At 42.5% G+C, this 19,042-nt stretch carries 15 protein-coding genes; 5 read left to right on the forward strand and 10 right to left on the reverse strand.

Going from position 1 to position 19,042, the window contains the following annotated elements; translation table 11 throughout:
* Positions 1-169: 169 nt before the first annotated feature.
* Genes accA through lpxB form a run of 4 tightly spaced genes read right to left on the reverse strand, consistent with a single transcriptional unit; the run spans position 170 to position 6,377 of the window.
* A complete protein-coding gene (accA, locus tag CWB85_RS10160; protein ID WP_016707621.1) occupies positions 170-1,126 on the reverse strand; it encodes an acetyl-CoA carboxylase carboxyl transferase subunit alpha in 957 nt (318 codons plus the stop codon).
* A gap of 16 nt (positions 1,127-1,142) precedes the next feature.
* Positions 1,143-4,634 carry a DNA polymerase III subunit alpha gene (gene dnaE, locus CWB85_RS10165; protein WP_138554799.1) on the reverse strand — a complete coding sequence of 1,164 codons (3,492 nt, stop codon included), beginning with the start codon at positions 4,632-4,634 and terminating at the stop codon, positions 1,143-1,145.
* Positions 4,634-5,230, reverse strand: coding sequence for a ribonuclease HII (gene rnhB / locus CWB85_RS10170; RefSeq protein WP_016707623.1), 597 nt, complete (start codon positions 5,228-5,230; stop codon positions 4,634-4,636). The genes dnaE and rnhB overlap by 1 nt, the downstream gene beginning before the upstream one ends.
* Positions 5,220-6,377 (reverse strand): lipid-A-disaccharide synthase, encoded by a 1,158-nt coding sequence (gene lpxB / locus CWB85_RS10175; protein WP_138554800.1) that lies wholly within the window; start codon positions 6,375-6,377, stop codon positions 5,220-5,222. The genes rnhB and lpxB overlap by 11 nt, the downstream gene beginning before the upstream one ends.
* 379 nt (positions 6,378-6,756) lie before the next feature.
* On the opposite strand from lpxB, the gene CWB85_RS10180 reads away from it, so the two are divergent.
* Genes CWB85_RS10180 through cydC form a run of 5 tightly spaced genes read left to right on the forward strand, consistent with a single transcriptional unit; the run spans position 6,757 to position 13,151 of the window.
* Complete coding sequence (locus CWB85_RS10180) at positions 6,757-8,355, forward strand: cytochrome ubiquinol oxidase subunit I (RefSeq protein WP_016707625.1); 1,599 nt, start codon at positions 6,757-6,759, stop codon at positions 8,353-8,355.
* The gene (gene cydB, locus CWB85_RS10185) at positions 8,352-9,491 is read left to right on the forward strand and encodes a cytochrome d ubiquinol oxidase subunit II (protein WP_016707626.1); all 1,140 of its coding nucleotides are present in this window, start codon (positions 8,352-8,354) and stop codon (positions 9,489-9,491) included. The genes CWB85_RS10180 and cydB overlap by 4 nt, the downstream gene beginning before the upstream one ends.
* A gap of 13 nt (positions 9,492-9,504) precedes the next feature.
* Positions 9,505-9,657, forward strand: a complete 153-nt coding sequence (cydX, locus tag CWB85_RS10190; protein ID WP_016707627.1) for a cytochrome bd-I oxidase subunit CydX — start codon at positions 9,505-9,507, stop codon at positions 9,655-9,657.
* Positions 9,647-11,425, forward strand: coding sequence for a thiol reductant ABC exporter subunit CydD (cydD, locus tag CWB85_RS10195; protein WP_138554801.1), 1,779 nt, complete (start codon positions 9,647-9,649; stop codon positions 11,423-11,425). Before cydX ends, cydD begins: the two co-directional genes overlap by 11 nt.
* Positions 11,418-13,151, forward strand: a complete 1,734-nt coding sequence (gene cydC / locus CWB85_RS10200) for a thiol reductant ABC exporter subunit CydC (RefSeq protein ID WP_138554802.1) — start codon at positions 11,418-11,420, stop codon at positions 13,149-13,151. The genes cydD and cydC overlap by 8 nt, the downstream gene beginning before the upstream one ends.
* On the opposite strand, the gene CWB85_RS10205 is transcribed toward cydC, so the two are convergent.
* The 6 genes from CWB85_RS10205 to bamA all read right to left on the reverse strand — a co-directional run bounded on the left by CWB85_RS10205 (position 13,148) and on the right by bamA (position 18,959).
* On the reverse strand, positions 13,148-13,531 hold the full coding sequence (locus CWB85_RS10205; protein ID WP_374954829.1) for a septal ring lytic transglycosylase RlpA family protein: 384 nt from the start codon (positions 13,529-13,531) through the stop codon (positions 13,148-13,150). The two genes, cydC and CWB85_RS10205, sit on opposite strands and share 4 nt — an antisense overlap.
* 140 nt (positions 13,532-13,671) lie before the next feature.
* On the reverse strand, positions 13,672-14,442 hold the full coding sequence (gene lpxA / locus CWB85_RS10210; RefSeq protein ID WP_016707631.1) for an acyl-ACP--UDP-N-acetylglucosamine O-acyltransferase: 771 nt from the start codon (positions 14,440-14,442) through the stop codon (positions 13,672-13,674).
* Between the two features lie 2 nt (positions 14,443-14,444).
* Entirely contained in the window at positions 14,445-14,897 is a 453-nt protein-coding gene (gene fabZ, locus CWB85_RS10215; RefSeq protein ID WP_016707632.1) for a 3-hydroxyacyl-ACP dehydratase FabZ, read from the reverse strand.
* 13 nt (positions 14,898-14,910) lie between these two features.
* On the reverse strand, positions 14,911-15,948 hold the full coding sequence (gene lpxD, locus CWB85_RS10220; RefSeq protein WP_138554803.1) for a UDP-3-O-(3-hydroxymyristoyl)glucosamine N-acyltransferase: 1,038 nt from the start codon (positions 15,946-15,948) through the stop codon (positions 14,911-14,913).
* 9 nt (positions 15,949-15,957) lie between these two features.
* Positions 15,958-16,476, reverse strand: coding sequence for an OmpH/Skp family outer membrane protein (locus CWB85_RS10225; RefSeq protein ID WP_016707634.1), 519 nt, complete (start codon positions 16,474-16,476; stop codon positions 15,958-15,960).
* Between the two features lie 11 nt (positions 16,477-16,487).
* Positions 16,488-18,959: an outer membrane protein assembly factor BamA gene (gene bamA / locus CWB85_RS10230; RefSeq protein WP_016707635.1), complete on the reverse strand. Its 2,472-nt coding sequence runs from the start codon at positions 18,957-18,959 to the stop codon at positions 16,488-16,490.
* Positions 18,960-19,042: the final 83 nt, after the last annotated feature.

Here is a 19,042-nt window from a genome sequence, read left to right on the forward strand (position 1 = left end):
AGCATGAATTAATAAACGATAAATAGATGGTTGATTAGATTAAGCCGAATAGCTGATAGCTGATAGCTGATAGCTGATAGCTGATAGCTGATAGCTGATAGCTGATAGCTGATAAACATTTTAAAACAAAAAAGCCGCAAAAGCGGCTTTTTTCCATCAATTAGCTATATTAACAATAACCAAATGACATTAAACGTTTATAACGTTGTTCAAGCATCTCATCAAGTGATAAGGCTTGTAGATCTGCTAAGTCACGTTTAAGCTGATTTTTAAGATTACGTGCCATACCGTCGTAGTTACGGTGCGCGCCACCTAATGGCTCTTCAACTAGACTGTTGATCAAATCAAGTTCTTTCACTCGTTCTGCGGTTACACCCATCGCTTCTGCAGCAAGTGGCGCTTTATCAGCGCTTTTCCACAAAATTGAGGCACAGCCTTCTGGTGAAATTACCGAGTAAGTACTGTATTGCAACATGTTAACGCGATCGCCAACACCAATTGCTAATGCACCACCTGAACCGCCTTCACCAATAACCGTACAAATTGTTGGCACTTTTAATGCTGCCATCACTTTAAGGTTACGTGCGATTGCTTCAGACTGACCGCGCTCTTCAGCACCAACACCTGGGTATGCACCCGGCGTGTCAATAAAGGTCATGATTGGCATTTTAAAGCGCTCAGCCATTTCCATCAAGCGTAATGCTTTACGGTAACCTTCTGGCTTTGGCATACCAAAGTTGCGTTTGATTTTTTCAGCGGTATCACGGCCTTTTTGTTGACCAATAACCATCACAGGTTGGCCTTCAAAACGTGCGATACCACCTAAAATAGCGGGATCATTAGCAAAAGTACGATCGCCAGCAAACTCATCAAATTCCGTAAAAATACGCTCGATATAATCTCGAGTATAAGGACGCAACGGATGACGGGCTAACTGAGAAACCTGCCAAGCACCTAACTTAGAGAATATCTCCTCTTTCATTTTGGCACTTTTCTCTTTTAATCGGCTGACTTCCTCTTCTAATTCAAGATCTAAATCGCCAGCGCGGCTTATATTTTGTAACTCTTCAATTTTTGCTTCTAACTCTGCGATTGGAAGCTCAAAATCAAGATAATTGAGGCTCATGCTCTAAACTACCTAATTAGTTAAATTCTAGTTCTACATCTTGCGCCGCCATTAACGATAACTTATGAATTAAGTCATCACTAGGCGTAACACACCATTCTGTCCCGAGAGTTAACTGTGCCAGCGCATCTGGACGCTGGTAGTAAACCTTAATCGGACAAGTACCAAACTTATAAGGTTCGAGTACTTTTTGTAAATTTTCGAAGAAGTTCGCTTCGATTTGCACCATATTCAGCGTCATTTTAATCGCTTTAATCCGTTTTTCTCGCGCTTGCGCTATGGTGCATATGTCTCTGGCGGTCATTGTAATACCACCAGAGAAGTTATCAAAGCTGACCTGTCCAGATATTACCAAGATATTGTTGATTTGCAGCATATCTTGGTACATTTCAAACTGTTCTGGGAATAAGCGTACATCAATACGGGCACTCTTGTCATCTAAAGTTACAAGTCCCCAACGATTTCCTTTTTTGTTTACGAGCACTCTTGCTGCAATCACAAGGCCTGCAGCCGTCGACTGCACATCGCGATTAGTTGGCTGTAAATCCACTAATTTGCCACTGGTGTAATATCTCAGCTCTTTACGATACTGATTTATCGGGTGCCCAGTTAGGTATAAACCTAAGGTTTCTTTTTCGCCGTCAAGCCATTGATTATCAGTCAGTGGGGTGGCTTTAATAAAGGCTTGTTCAACCTCATCTGGCTCAGTTGCAAGCAAACCAAATAAATCGGTTTGCCCTAACGACTCTGCTTTATGATGTTGATCTGCTGCACGCATGGCGTCTTTTAAACTTGCCAATAATGTAGCACGAGCGGGTTGCGTTTTCTCTGGCCCGAGTTGATCAAGCGCACCTGCATAAATCAGTTTCTCGGTTACACGCTTGTTGATACGCTTTAAATCAACACGCGCACAAAAATCAAATAAGTCTTTAAACGGGCCACCAGCTTGACGCGCCTCTAAAATGGCATCAACAGGCGCTTCACCCACCCCTTTGATAGCACCAATGCCGTAAACAATTTCACCTTTTAGGTTAACTGTAAACTTGTAAGCACCAGCGTTAACGTCTGGCGGTAATAATGTGAGTTTCATGTTCTCACATTCATCGACTAGGGTGACGATTTTTTCGGTGTTATCCATATCCGCAGACATTACCGCCGCCATAAATTCAGCCGGATAATGAGTTTTCATCCACAAGGTTTGATATGACACTAACGCATAGGCTGCCGAGTGAGATTTGTTAAAACCGTAACCTGCGAACTTCTCTACCAAGTCGAAGATTTTAATTGCCAGTTCGCCATCAATCCCGTTATTTCGTGCGCCATCCTCAAACGTTGACCGCTGCTTGGCCATCTCTTCGGGCTTTTTCTTACCCATAGCACGACGCAGCATATCAGCACCACCGAGCGTATAACCGGCTAATACCTGTGCAATCTGCATTACTTGCTCTTGATACAAGATAATGCCGTAAGTAGGCTCTAAAATAGGTTTTAAACTTTCATGCTGGTACTGAGCGTCAGGGTAAGAGATTTCTTCACGGCCAAGTTTTCGGTCGATAAAGTTATCTACCATGCCCGATTGCAGTGGTCCTGGACGGAACAAGGCAACAAGTGCAATCATATCTTCAAAGCAGTCCGGTTTAAGACGTCGGATCAGATCCTTCATGCCTCGTGACTCTAACTGGAATACTGCTGTGGTTTCAGCGCGTAGTAATAACTCTATACTCTTTTGATCATCTAATGGGATTGCATTGATATCAACAGGCTTTTTACCTTCGCGCACAAGGCGCTCGTTGGTCATATCAACGGCCCACTGTAAAATGGTCAAAGTACGCAGACCTAAAAAGTCAAACTTAACAAGACCGGCGGTTTCTACGTCATTTTTATCAAACTGGGTGACCGGGAACTTACCTTCGTCATCACAGTACAGCGCAGCAAAATCAGTGATTGTGGTGGGCGATATAACAACCCCCCCCGCATGCTTACCAGCATTACGTGTACAACCTTCAAGGATGCGACACATATCAATCAGATCTTTAACCTCTGAGTCACCGTCATACGCTTCTTGCAAACGAGGCTCGACATCAAACGCTTTGGCAAGTGTCATACCAGGATCGCCTGGAATTAATTTTGAAATACGGTCAACAAATCCATACGGGTGACCAAGTACTCGGCCAACATCACGTATTACCGCTTTAGCCGCCATAGTACCAAAGGTGATGATCTGTGATACCGCGTCCCGTCCATATAACGCCGATACGTGATCGATTACTTCATCACGCCGGTCCATACAGAAATCGACGTCGAAATCCGGCATTGAGACACGCTCAGGGTTCAAAAACCGTTCGAAAAGTAAGTCAAACTCAAGTGGATCAAGGTCCGTGATTTTTAATGCGTAAGCCACCAATGACCCCGCACCAGATCCCCGTCCTGGTCCCACTGGAATATTGTTATCTTTACTCCATTGGATGAACTCCATTACGATCAAGAAGTAACCTGGAAATCCCATTTGGTTGATTACATCAAGTTCAACTTGCAAACGCTCATCATACTCAACACGTTTTTCGACGCGCTCAGCTTCATCTGGGAATAAGAACTGCAAACGCTCTTCAAGGCCATCTTTAGATACTTTAACTAAAAAGTCTTCAATTTTTAATGAGCCTGTTGGGTAATCGGGTAAGAAGTAAGTCCCAAGCTGTACAGTAACATTACAACGTTTAGCGATTTCAACACTGTTTTGCAGCGCTTCTGGAATATCACTAAACAACTCTGTCATTTGCTCTGGGGTTTTTAAGTATTGTTCTTCAGAGAAGCGTTTTGGTCTGCGTTTATCATCGAGGGTATAACCATCAAAAATTGCTACACGAATTTCGTGTGCTTCAAAGTTTTCTGGTTTTAAAAATACGACCTCATTGGTTGCCACCACGGGGAGCTGCTCAACGGTTGCAAGTTCAACCGCTAAGTGTAAATAATCTTCTTCTTGCGCGCGCTTTGTACGGATCAACTCAATGTAATAGTTATCGCTAAAATGTTGTTTATAAAAACTAACCACCGATTCAACAATCGCAGGGTTGCCTTTTAATAAGGCTTTACCTAAATCGCCATCTTTTGCACCAGAGAGTAAAATAAGGCCTTCTTTGTGCTCTATTAACCAATCTCGGTCAATCACTGGGCGGTGAAATAAATGCCCTCGCTGATACGCTTTGGAAATTAATAGCGTAAGATTTTTATAACCGGTGTTGTCTTTGGCTAAAATAACTAAACGGCACGGCCCTTCCGGAAATTCCGGACTGTGTAGCCAAAAATCAGCGCCAACAATGGGTTTAATACCAGCATTATGAGCAGTATCATAAAACCGTACTAAGCCACATAAATTCATTTGATCGGTGATAGCCAATGCGGGCAATTGCAGCTCTTGCGCTTTCGCTACTATCGGTTTAGTTTTTGCTAAACCATCGACCATTGAGAAATCAGAATGAACCCGCAGGTGGACAAAATCTGGCGCTGCCATTACTTCTCCTGCATTGCCAGTACACGTTGTACTGGTTTAAAACTTTTACGATGTTCAGCAATTGCGCCATATTGCTCAAGAGCGGCAAAATGCGCTTTGGTGGGGTAACCTTTGTGCCCTGCAAAACCATAATGCGGATAGCGCTTATCTAATTCTATCATTTCATCATCACGCGCCACTTTCGCGATAATAGAGGCCGCTGAAATTTCGGCCACTAAACTATCGCCTTTAACTACAGCGTGTGCTGGCATTGCGAGTGAAGGTAGGCGGTTACCATCAACGTATACAAACTCAGGCGTGATACTTAACCCTTCAACGGCACGCGTCATTGCCAGCATAGTGGCGTGGAGAATATTTAGCTCATCAATTTCAGTGGGGCTACAACGACCAATAGACCAACTCAGCGCTTTCTCTTTAATTTCAATCGCCAATGCTTGGCGTTTTTTATCGGTCAGTTTTTTTGAATCGGTAAGACCTACTATTGGGTTTGCCGGATCAAGTATCACCGCAGCAGTCACAACATCACCGACTAATGGGCCACGGCCAACTTCGTCAACACCTGCGATAAGCTCAACATTAGGGCGTTCAATTTGCATTTATAATCTCCGCAACAGCCGTAGCCGCTTGCTCACTGGCATTTAAGCGTATTTGTTGATGAATCGCTAAAAAGCGTGCTTTTAATTCTTTATTATCACTATTTAGCATCGGTTCTAAAGCATTGGTTAGGTTTTCAACACTGCAATCATGCTGCATAAACTCAGGCACTAATTCTTCGTCAGCTAATAAGTTTGGCAACGAAAAGTATTTGATATTAAAGGTGAATAAGCTTTTAAAAATCCAATAACTCAAGGCTTTTATTTTATAACCAACCACCATAGGTTTTTTATACAGCATGCCTTCAAGCGTCGCGGTGCCCGATGCGATTAAAATCACATCAGCCGCTTGCATAGCAAGATTTGATTGACCATCTAATAATTGAATATTCAATTGCGGCGCAGTGGCTGCCAAAATAGTTGAAAATTGTGCTTTTCGTTGCGCGTTAACAAGCGGCACAACAATTTTTAAATCTGGATTTTTAGCCTGTAAGCCTGCGGCCGTTTTAAGGTAAGTTTCACTCAACAAACCAACTTCCGAGCCACGGCTTCCTGGTAATAACGCCAGTACTTTATCATCTTGTTGTAAACCGAGCTGCTCACGCGCAGCACTGTCATCATGCTCAAGGGCAATATCATCTGCGAGTGTGTGGCCTACAAACGTACACGGTACATTGTGTTTATCATAAAATGCTTTTTCGAACGGTAATAACGCCAGCACCATATTAGTAGCGGCGCTAATTTTATGAATACGCTTTTCGCGCCATGCCCATACTGAAGGACTGACATACTGAATCGTTTTAATGCCCGCATCTTTAAGCGGTTTTTCAACCCGCAAGTTAAAATCAGGCGCGTCAATGCCAATAAAAACATCTGGTGGGTTATCAATAAAGTGCTGTACTAATTGTTTGCGAATTTTTAATAACCGCGGCAATCGCCCTAATACTTCAACGAGTCCCATGACGGCCAACTCTTCCATCTCGAATAAGCTATGACAACCTTGCGCCTGCATTTTTGGCCCCGCGATACCTTCGAAAATGGCATCTGGGTAGCGTTTTTTTAACGCCTTAATTAGGCCTTCGCCTAATATATCGCCGGAAAATTCTCCAACTACAATTGCTATACGCAGTGGTTGTTTATGTTTATTCATGGGTACTTTTTATTCACAAGTCAAAGAGACGGTCATACGCCCTAGTCTAGCGTGTTTTTTAATACGATTAAATGACACAGCTTGAATAAATTTTAGAAACATTCGTGCACGTACCCATAACAACACAAATGAAACTATTTGTATGTTTTTCAAACATAAATTGGCAAATACTTAAACTCTGTGTTTCACTTAATGAAGCTAACTCAACAACGTCACAATACTCATAAAGGGGTGTGGATTTACCCATTTTGTGATTGACAATAATTAACCAAAAGTGAATACTGTTCGAACTTTCAATAATTACTGAAAGATCGAAAGTTAACGTTTGCTTACTTTATTTGTTTTGTGACTTGCCCGCACATACAAGGAGCTATAAAAAATGATAGATGAAACCTTTGTGGATCTATCGCGATTACAGTTTGCTGTCACCGCCCTGTTTCACTTTTTATTTGTACCACTGACCCTAGGAATGACTTGGATTTTGGTGATCATGGAGTCGGTCTATGTTATGACCGGCCGAGAGATCTACCGCGATATGACCAAGTTTTGGGGTAAACTATTTGGGATCAACTTTGCCATTGGTGTCGCGACCGGCCTGACCATGGAATTCGAATTTGGTACTAATTGGTCTTATTATTCTCATTATGTGGGCGATGTGTTTGGTGCCCCTCTGGCTATTGAAGGGTTAATGGCGTTCTTTTTAGAATCAACCTTTGTCGGTATGTTCTTTTTAGGCTGGGAGCGCTTAAGTAAACGCCAACATCTTGCGGGCACTTTCTTAATGGCGATTGGTACTAATATGTCGGCACTGTGGATATTAATTGCCAATGGTTGGATGCAAAACCCAGTTGGCGCCGAGTTTAACTATCAAACTATGCGCATGGAAATGACCAATTTCGCTGAGCTGGTATTTAACCCCGTTGCGCAAGTTAAATTTATACACACCGTGTCTGCAGGTTATGTTGCGGCATCCATGTTTGTACTAGGGATCAGTAGTTGGTATATTTTAAAGGGCCGCGATCTTGCCTTCGCTAAACGTTCATTCTCGGTTGCCTCTGGTTTTGGTTTAGCGTCAATCTTGTGCGTTATTTTACTCGGTGATGAATCGGGTTATGAAGTAGGCGAGGTGCAAAAAGTAAAACTGGCAACCATAGAAGCGGAGTGGCATACCGAAGAAGCCCCAGCTGCGTTTACGTTAGTAGGTATTCCTGACTCCGATGAACAAGTGACCCACGCAGCGGTTAAAATTCCTTATGCGCTCGGCATTATTGCAACTCGCTCGTTAGATGAGCAAGTTACCGGTATTAATGATTTAGAAAAACAACACGAAGTGCGTATACGCAACGGTATGATAGCGTATAAGTACCTCGAAAAACTGCGCTCAGGTGATGAGTCTGCAGAAAACATTGCTAAGTTTGATGAGCTAAAAGCTGATTTAGGCTACGGGTTATTACTAAAACGGTACACGCCGAATGTGGTTGATGCCACTGAGGAGCAGATCCAAAAAGCCGTAAAAGATTCATTCCCTAAAGTTGGTCCGATGTTTTGGTCATTCAGAATTATGGTAGGCTGTGGGATGATCATGTTAATCGTCTTTGTGCTCGCTTTTTACTACAATGCACACCGTGTTATTGAACAAAAGCGCTGGTTGTTATGGGCCACAGTGTTCAGTATTCCTCTACCATGGATAGCCATTGAGTTTGGTTGGATAGTTGCAGAATATGGCCGTCAGCCTTGGGCTATTTCAGAAATACTGCCGACCTTTTTGGCCACATCATCACTGACTGTCAATGATATATTGATAAGCTTAACGGGCTTTATCGTCTTTTATACCGGCCTTGCCATTATTGAAGGCTGGCTGATGCTGCGCTTTGTGAAACTAGGCCCTAGTTCATTGCACACTGGTAAATATCACTTTGAACATGATGAGCACACAAATCGCAACCAACTAACTGACGAGCAAGGAGCAAAATCATGATTTTCGATTATGAAACGTTAAAGTTACTTTGGTGGGTGATCATCGGTGTACTACTGATTGGCTTTGCTATCACCGACGGCATGGACATGGGCGTTGCCATGCTTATCAAACTGGTGGGGAAAACCGACAGCGAGCGCCGTGTGGTGATCAACACGGTTGGCCCTCACTGGGATGGTAACCAAGTATGGTTTATTACCGCTGGTGGTGCTTTATTTGCAGCCTGGCCGATGGTGTATGCAGCAGCATTTTCGGGCTTTTACTTCGCCATGATGTTAGTGTTATTTGCACTATTTTTTAGACCGTTAGGCTTTGACTACCGCAGCAAAATTGACTCATTGCGCTGGCGTAACAATTGGGACTGGGGCTTATTTGCCGGCAGTGCCATTCCCGCGCTCGTATTCGGTGTTGCATTTGGTAATCTGTTTTTAGGCGTTCCGTTTAGCATTGATGAGTACCTGAGAACGAGCTACCAAGGTTCTTTCTTTGCGCTATTAAATCCCTTTGCTTTATTAGCCGGCTTGATCAGTATATCAATGCTACTTGCGCATGGCGGTATGTGGTTACAACTACGCACTGATAGCGATGTAGCAAGACGTTCGGCGCAATATGGCCGCTATGCGCTATTGGTATTTATTGTCCTCTTTGCTATTGCTGGGTTTTGGGTGGCTAATATTGATGGTTATCAAATCGTCTCTATGGGCGATAAACAAGGCTTTGCTAATCCACTTGATAAAACAGTCACTACAGCAACAGGAGCATGGTTAAATAACTACCAAACGACTCCTTTAAGTATTGCATTCCCTGTCATTGCTTTTGTGATGGCAGCAGCTGCATGGCTATTGTCAAAAGCGAATAAAGCCGCTTTAGCACTCATTTGTACTAGCTTAATGCTTGCTGGCGTCATTTTAACCGCTGGTATGTCATTGTTCCCGTTCATCATGCCGTCAAGTAACTACCCTGATATTAGCTTAACGATATGGGACGCGGTATCGAGTCATATGACCTTGAATGTCATGTTTATTGCGGTTGTTATTTTTGTACCTCTTATTTTATGCTACACCACATGGTGCTATGTAAAAATGTGGCGCAAAGTGACGGTTAAAGAAATTGAAAATAATAGCCATGGCAGTTACTAAGGAGATTTAACTTATGTGGTATTTTGCTTGGATACTCGGTGTTCTATTAGCCTGTACGTTAGGTGTAATCAACGTAATGTGGTATGAATTTGGTCAAAACAAAGACAGTATCGCTGACGACGAACAAGAATTACACGATAGGCTTAATCGCCAAAATGACAACTAACCCCCGACCAAATCGCGCGCAACAAACTACGTTGCGCGCGTTTTTAAAAAATTATTCAAATCACGCCGGTAATCTATTAAAAATGAGTATCGCATTAGGTACTTTTAATGCGGTACTGATGATCGCCAGCGCTTACTTGGTGGCTCGCTCAATTCATTTAGTTATGTTTCAACAGGCGGAATTAGCAACCATCACCCCTTTACTTTGGCCATTAGCTGCACTGATCTTAGCACGCGCTATGCTACTTGGGCTTTCGCAACGTACCAGCGCTAAAGCCGCGCTAAAAATTAAAACCGCAATGCGCCATACGTTATTAGAGAAGCTCACTCTACTTAGGCCAAGTTACATTGAACAACACGGTCATGGCGCAACCTTAAATACGTTACATAACGGTGTTGAAGCCTTGCACGATTATTACGCAAACTATTTGCCTAGTGTGGCTTACAGCGCCCTGATCCCTTTAGCTATTTTAATGGTGATTTTTCCAACCGATTGGAAAGCCGGTTTGATCTTTTTATTTACTGCACCGCTTATTCCGTTTTTTATGATTTTAGTCGGTCACCAAGCTGAACAACTTAACCAACAACGTTGGCAAAAGCTGGCTGTACTGGGTAATTACTTTTTTGATCGCTTGCAAGGTCTTACCCAACTTAAATTATTTGATGCCACCAAACGCGAATTAAAACAAATAGCCAAGATATCTGACGATTTTCGCCACGCAACTCTAAGCGTGTTAAAAATTGCATTTCTATCATCTTTTGCATTGGAGTTTTTTGCCACTATCAGCGTAGCACTGGTGGCAGTGATCATCGGTTTTCGGTTGTTTTTTGGCACCTTGGACTTTGCTACTGGTTTCGTGGTGTTATTACTTGCCCCTGAGTTTTATTTACCGCTGCGCCAGTTAGGCAGTCACTACCACGCCAAGTTAGAAGGGATCAGTGCAGCAGCTGATATGCTAAAAATATTAAATGAACCAATAGCAGAGAACACCAACGCAACGATCTCGGACCATTCTCCTTTGAAACTCGAGTGCCTTGAACAGCTGCAGATCAACAATTTAAACTTTCATTACCCAAATAGCCATGAAGGAATTAACGATATTAACCTCACTTTTGCAGGCACGGGTTTATATGCCATTGTTGGTCAAAGTGGCGCAGGGAAAAGTACTCTACTTGATTGTTTGCTGGGCTTTAATCCACAAGTGATCAGTGCAATCGTAGTTAACCAACAACAATTAACTCAGCCTGACATTCTCCACTGGCAGCAACATATTGCCTGGATCCCACAACAGCCAACCTTATTATTCACCACCATCAAGGCCAATTTATTACTAGCAAAGCCAGATGCTACTGCGGCGCAATTAGCCGCTGCGGCCAAGCAAGCCGGTGCACTCGAGTTTATCAATGCATTACCTAATGGCTTTGATACTCATATTGGTGAACAAGGTGAAGGACTGTCGGGAGGGCAAAAGCAGCGCATTGCTTTAGCCCGTGCATTTTTAAAACAAGCACCTATTTTAGTTCTTGATGAACCAACTGCGCACTTAGATAGCCAAACAGAACAACAAGTACAACATGCAATTAATGAATATGCCAAAACTCACTTAGTCATTGTGATTGCTCATCGCTTAAATACGATTAAGCATGCGAAGAAAATATTGGTTATGCAAAAAGGCACAGTGATTGAACAAGGTCGTTTTGTTTCCTTAATGCAGCAGCAAGGTGGCTTGTTCAACTTAGTCAATGCTAGGAGCCATCGTAATGACTAACTTTATTCGCCTACTTAAATTGTGCAAACCGCACCTTAGCGCTATGTTGTTGGGTGCCTTTTTAGCAACACTAACGGTCTTGGCTAATGTTGGCTTACTGGCTATTTCCGGCTGGTTTTTAGCTGCGATGGCTGCAGCAGGTTTAGCCGGTGTGCACATGAACTACTTCACTCCCGCTGGTGTGATCCGCTTTTTAGCGATTGTTAGAACAGCGTCACGTTATGGCGAGCGTTTAGTAACCCACAACGCTACTTTTTTATTATTGAGTGAGATCCGCATCAATGTCTTCAGCACGTTGAGCAAATTAAATAATGTTGATTTAGCAATGAGTCGCAGCGCCGATCTTTTTAACCGCATGCAAAATGACGTAGAAGCCCTCGATAAATTTTATTTGAACGTACTTCTGCCCATGATAGTTGCACTTGTAAGCGTGCCCATTGTACTTCTATTTATGAGTATTTATAACGCCAATGTCGCCCTGTTATGTTTTATTTCATTGCTGTTAGTAGGCGTTGCACTGCCGATAATGTTAAGTAAGCAACTACAGCAAACTGCCGAACTTGAAACTAAATACTCAGCAACTTTACGTGCCCAGTTATCTGACACTTTAAGTGGCCTAAGAGAGCTGGCTATTTACCAAGCCACGGAGCAACAAGTTGCGCAGTGTCGTAGGGCCAGTGAACGCTATAATCAGCAATTATTTACCCGCCACAATGCAGAAGCGCATAGTAATGGCTTATCTCTACTAATCGTGCAACTGAGTATGCTGGGCGCGATTGTGATAATTACTCCATTGGTGTATGACGGCTCTATGGTGAATGTTGAATTAGCTATGCTCAGCTTATTTGTACTCGCTAGTTTTGAAACCGTGTTGACACTGCCTAATGCTTTCATCCAGTTACCCGTCGCACTGAGTGCTGCACAGCGTATTTTTGCTTTGGAGGATAAACTGCCCTCGACCACCAACACCACTCACGAGCTAGTGGCAGTACAACCATTAGGGCTTGAATTTAAACAACTAAGCTATAACTATCACGCTGATAATTATGCGCTTAGCAATATCAACTTTACAATTTTACCATTGCAGAAAGTCGCCATTGTAGGCCAAAGTGGTAGTGGTAAAAGTACACTGGTTAATTTACTCAGTGGTTTGTGGCCGCAGCAAAATGGGGCAATAAACCTGCTCTCACCAGACAAAAACATCGCGATAAACACGATTAGTCAGCAAAACCGCTGCGAACTTATTAGTATCGTTGCACAACAGCACCATCTTTTTGATGGCACTATTGCTGAGAATTTGCGTTATGCTGCCCCCGATGCAAGCGAAGCGCAAATGTATGAAGTTTGCCAACAAGCACAACTTACAGATTGGTTACATGAGTTAAAGCTAGGCTTAAATACTCGCCTAGGGACAGCTGGAAGAAGCTTGTCACGAGGACAATCAAGACGCTTAGCGTTAGCGCAAGCACTGCTACGTACACCAGCAATTCTAGTACTTGATGAGCCAACTGAGGGGCTCGACAATCAATCTAAACATCTGGTTATGGATGCAATATTAACCAGCATGGAGCATTGCACTGTGATCAGCATAACCCATGATCCTGCTTTGCTTGCCAACATGGACAAAGTGATTTGGTTAGAGCAAGGAGCTGTAAAAGCGATTGCAACGCATCAACAGCTAGTAACAGAGCACACTGATTACGTGAACTTAATCACACGGTTTTAATCAATTACCTCAATAGTAACGTTAATAACCCCTAAATTCGGCTCTGCGAGCTTTGCAAACGCATGCTTTGATAAGTCAATGATACGGCCGCGAATAAAAGGACCACGATCATTCACTCTGACCACCACCGAACGGTTATTCGCTGTGTTAGTAACTTTCACTTTGCTATTAAACGGAAGTTGTTTATGCGCTGCGGTCATGGCATGTTGATCAAACTTTTCACCATTGGCAGTCAATCGGCCATGGTATTTATCTGCATAAAAGCTGGCTTGCCCCTGCTCAATCACCTTTGCGTTTGTTACTGAGTAATTGGCAGGCGAGCTACTACAACCCGCTAAAATAGCCAGTGATAAACTAATTAGAAATGGTTTAATCAAAATTCAACGCTCCTTTAGAATGCATAAAATTAGCAGGTATCAACTGAGCTGCAACTGAATTCTCGTAAATACAAAACAGTGAATACAAAAAAGCCACCAAGTTAACTTAATAACTGGTGGCTTTTGTTCACAGCATAAACGGATTAACGAATAATGCCGCGTTCAGAATTTTTAACAAAATCAATCATCATTTGTACAGCGGGGTACTTAGCAGCATCTTCACTTAAAGCTGCAATTGCGTCTTCGACACCTAAACTCTTACGGTACAGTGTTTTGTAAGCACGACGCGTCGCCATAACCTCATCGCTTTCAAAACCACGACGCTTCATGCCTTCGGTGTTGATTGCAACAGGGCCCGCTGGCGTACCAATCGTTGTAACAAATGGTGGCACATCTTTATTAACGCCAGAGTACATACCAACAAAAGCATGTGCTCCCACTTTACAAAATTGATGAATGCCTGAGTTACCAGCCAAAATAACCCAGTCGCCAATGTGTACGTGACCTGCTACAGAGGCATTGTTAGCAAAAATCACGTTATCGCCAATCACAGCATCATGTGCAACATGCGTGTAAGCCATAAACAAGTTATTGCTACCAATTTTAGTCACTCCTTGGTCTTGAATCGTACCACGGTGAATTGTGGCACACTCACGAATGACGTTATTATCACCAATGATAAGTGTGGTTGGTTCATTATTGTATTTTTTGTCTTGGCACGCTTCGCCTACTGACGCAAATTGAAATATATGATTGCCAGAACCAATTGTTGATGGCCCTTTGACCACAACGTGAGATTCAATAATGCAGTTATCACCAATAACAACATCGTTGCCAATGTAGCTATAAGGGCCCACTGAGACATTATTACCTAATTTTGCGCCTGGTTCGATTATTGCTGTAGCATGGATCACAATTAAAGCTCTCTTCTCGCACACATAATTTCGGCACTACACACTACTTTGCCATCGACTTTTGCTTCTGCAGCAAACTTCCAAATATTACGACGTTCTTTTAAAAACTGGACGTGTAAATGCATAGTATCACCTGGCGTAACAGGTTGTTTAAAACGTGCATTATCAATTGCAGCAAACAAATATAATTCGTTTTCACTGCGGTTTTCAACGGTTTTAAAGCCCAGTAAACCGGTTGCCTGCGCCATAGCTTCTAAAATTAATACACCTGGAAAAATAGGCTGGTTTGGAAAGTGGCCAGTAAAAATCGGTTCATTAAAAGTTACATTCTTAATCGCATGCAATGATTCACCCGGTGTGTAATCAAGTACGCGATCAACCAATAGCATCGGGTAACGATGCGGAAGTAAGCTTAAAATTTCTTGTATATCTAGGCTATTTAATTCGTTTGCCAAAATAGCATCCTTATCAATTATCAACGTTTAATGACTTAGTCAGAGTCTCTAGCGCTTTAAGGCGAACTTTCATCTCTGGCAAATTACGTAAATGAGCTATGTTACGACGCCACTCTTTATTGGAAGAATGTGGCAACCCTGATGAGTAAACACCGGGTTCTGAAATCGCTTTAGTTACCATACTCATACCCGTAAGTATAACACCATCACAGATATCTATGTGACCATTTATGCCTACAAGCCCCGCAATTTGGCAGTTTTTACCAATAGTGGTACTACCAGCTATCACGGTACAGCCTGCAATAGCAGTACCTGAGCCAATTTCTACATTGTGAGCTATTTGACATTGATTATCGATAATCACATTACTATGAATAATCGTGTCGTCAATCGCACCACGGTCAACCGTAGTCCCCGCTCCAATCTCTACTTTATCACCAATAATAACTCGACCCAGTTGAGGAATTTTTATCCACTGGCCTTTATCATTAGCGTAACCAAAACCATCGCTACCAACAATGGCCGCTGATTGGAATAAACAATCACACCCAACCTCTATGTTGTGATAAATACTGACATTTGCCCATAATTTTGTGCCGTTGCCAATTTTAGTATTTTCACCAACAAAGCAATTCGCGCCAATTTGCACATGCTCACCAATCACTGCACCAGCTGAAATGACAGCATTGGCCGCAATTGCCGCTGTATCTGCCACTGTTGCTTGCGGGTGAATAACTGCACTGGGGTGAACCCCTACTGATGCCGAGCGTGGTGTAGTATCGAGTAACTGAGCTAGTTTTGCATAACAAACATACGGGTTAGCAACTATCAGTTTATTCCCTTGGTAATACTGTGCATCAGCAGCAGATAGGATCACAGCACTGGCCTGTGTTTCTGCTAATTGTGAGCGATATTTCTTATTCGCTAAAAATGCAATATGCCCAGAGCGGGCATTTGCAAGTGTAGCTATTTTTGAGATTTCTAAAGCGCCATCACCGTCAAGCTCGGCGCTTAGAAGTTCCGCAATCTGCGAAAGCGTATAATTATGCATAGCTCAGTTCTATTGCTTACTTACTTTATCAACAACTTTGCTTGATAAATCAACAACTGTTTTCGGATTAAAGTAGATAGTGGTATCTTTTACTTTAACTTCATCGTATTTACCATCTTTGGCAATATCTTCGATCGCTTTGATGATAATACCTTGTATTTTAGCAAGCTCTTGGTTTTGACGAACTTTAATTTCTTGCTCTAAAGGACGACCTTTTTCAGCAAGATTTTTTTGCATGCCTTCTACTTTTTCACGTAGCGCATCTTTTTGCGCTTGGCTCATAGTTGTCGCTTCACGTTTAAACTTTTCTGCTTCAAAGCGAATGTCGCCTTGTAGTTTTTCAAGCTCCTGGCGACGCTCTGCAAACTCAGCTTGTAGAGTTTGCTCAACCTTTGCCATTTGTGGGATCTGCTTGTAGATTTCTTGCATGTCTACAATACCGACTTTATGTGCAAACGCACTCGCAGAAGTACCCATCATAAGTGTCGCTAAAATGGCAATTGCCGATGATTTAAATGATTTTTTCACAAAAAACTCCTTTAGAATGTATTACTAATGTTAAAGCTGATGGTCTTCGTATCGTCATCTTCTTCTTGTTGCAATGGATACGCAAAACTGATCAGCATAGGACCCATAGGTGAGATCCACTGCAATGATAAACCGGTCGAAACCCTAAAGCGCATTGGATCTGAATAATCCTCAAGCTTAGCACGTTCATCCGGCCCTAAATTTTGATAACGGTCAACGTTAAATTCTGTGTCCCATACGTTTGCAGCATCAACAAAGAAGCTAGTACGTACCGAACTGGTGTTATCTTCATCTAAGAATGGTGTTGGTACGATTAATTCCATACCCGCAACAGCCTTAGCATTACCACCAATACGCCCCTGTGGTGTAAGCACATCAAACTCAGGCGCGCCGCCTATACTGCCAGTCAAGGTACCATCTGGCAATGGGGTGCCCGGAATTAATTGTGGTGTACGAGAAATAGCTCGCGGTAATATCGTATTACGGTCAAAACCACGTAGTTCCATTTCTGTTATACGGAAATACTCTTGGAATGGTAAGGTTTGGTCATAACCATTGGTTGTGCCGTAACCATTACCGTAACCAAGTGCGGCACGTGTTGAGAACACCCAACGATGATTATCGCTGATCGGCCAGTAAAAACGTGAATCATAATTAACTTTAAAGTAAGTTAAATCTGAATTAGGGGTTGTACCTGTTAAGTTCAGTGTTTGGCGCGAACCTGCTGTAGGGAATAAACCACGGTTGACCGTAACACGAGACCACCCCACACTTAGCTCATACTTGGTAAAGTCGAAACCAGCATCTGGATTATTCGGATCTAAGAAGGTCTCTCGCATTACACGTGTTTGCTCGTATTCAGCAATTTCTGACAGCTCTTCTTGGATCCAACGCACACCAAAGTTAACTCGGTTTACCGCATCAATTGGGAAACCGATGTTAGTACCAATACCATAACTCTTCGATTTATAGTCGATTAGGCTGAATTTACTCGCATCGTAGTTACTGTAGAAGATACTACTACCTTGCGATACACCATCTGGCGTAAAGTAAGGGTCAGTGTACGATAAACTCACTCGTTCAGAACCGCGTGACGTATTGATGTTGAAACCAATTTGGTTACCTGTACCTAAGAAGTTAGATTCAGTCACACCAATATTAAATTGCAGACCTAAGTATGAACCATATGCAAGACCGGCATTAAAGCTACCCGCTGACTGCTCTTTAACCGTAAAATCAACATCTACTTGGTCGTCAACACCCGGCACTGGCACCACATTAAAATCAACGCTTTCCATATAGGGTAGACGTTGAATTTGTAATTTTGAACGCTCTAGGTTTTGGTTTGAAAGCCACGCACCTTCAAGCTGCGTCATTTCACGACGCAATACTTCATCTGCGGTATTTTGGTTACCACCGACAATAATACGACGAACGTAAACGCGCTGACCTGGATTTACCGATAAGGTTAACTGTACTTCTTTGTTTTCATCATCGATCTCAGGAATGGTGCGCACTTCTGCGTTGGCATAACCAAAACGCGCTAGGTAGCTTTTGATAAATTCTTCAGACGAAGTTACTACTGAACCATTGTAAAGTTCACCGGCACGCAGTGGAATAACACTTTTGATTAGCTCTTCACGGCCCAGTAAGTCACCGATAAAATCGAAGCCTTTAACTTTATACTTTACGCCTTCAGTAATATTAGCCGTCACGTAAACTGATTCACGCTCAGGGCTCACTGACACTTGTGTTGAATCAATATTAAAACGTAAATAGCCACGGTCTAAATAGAAGCTACGGATTTTTTCAAGATCGCCCTCAATTGTTTGTTTCTGGTAGCGATCGCTGCCCATAAACTGCCACCAAGGTAAGTCTTGTTGCGATTCTGCCAATGCGAGTAAATCTTCGTTGCTGAACAACTCGTTACCAACTAAGTTAATTTGGCGAATTGACGCTGCATCGCCTTCATCAAATTCAAGTTTTAACTTAACACGGTTACGCGGCAACTTAGTAATGCTGACATCAATCTTAGCGTTATATTTACCAATACTATGGAAAAACTCTATTAAGCCTTTCTCAATATTATCAACCACCGTTTTGTCCAGCGGTTCACCTTGGCGAATATCTTGTTGATCAAGCGACTGGGTTAGCTGCTCATCTTTGATGTCTTTATTACCTTCAAACTCAATAACACTAATAGTTGGGCGCTCTGTTACTCTAAAAATAACATTGTTACCATCACGTAGTGCTTTGATATCGTCAAAGTGGCCTGAGTTATACAAAGACTTAATCGTTTTTGAAATTGTATAGTCATCAACACTGTCACCCACATTAATAGGAATGTGTGTTAATGCTGCTCCCAACGCTACGCGCTGTAAGCCTTCAACTTTTAAATCGTCAACAATAAAGGAGTTTTGGCCTAGGGCTGCAAAGCTAGCGCCTAATAAACTTGTTACTGCCAAATGTTTTTTTATAGCCATTTTATTATCTTTATCCTTTACAACGGTATTACCGCTCAACACCTTAAAAATATACTTTAGCGGTGTTTTACAATCGTGTTTTT

The organism is Pseudoalteromonas sp. S1727, assembly GCF_005886375.1.
Lineage (GTDB): Bacteria > Pseudomonadota > Gammaproteobacteria > Enterobacterales > Alteromonadaceae > Pseudoalteromonas > Pseudoalteromonas haloplanktis.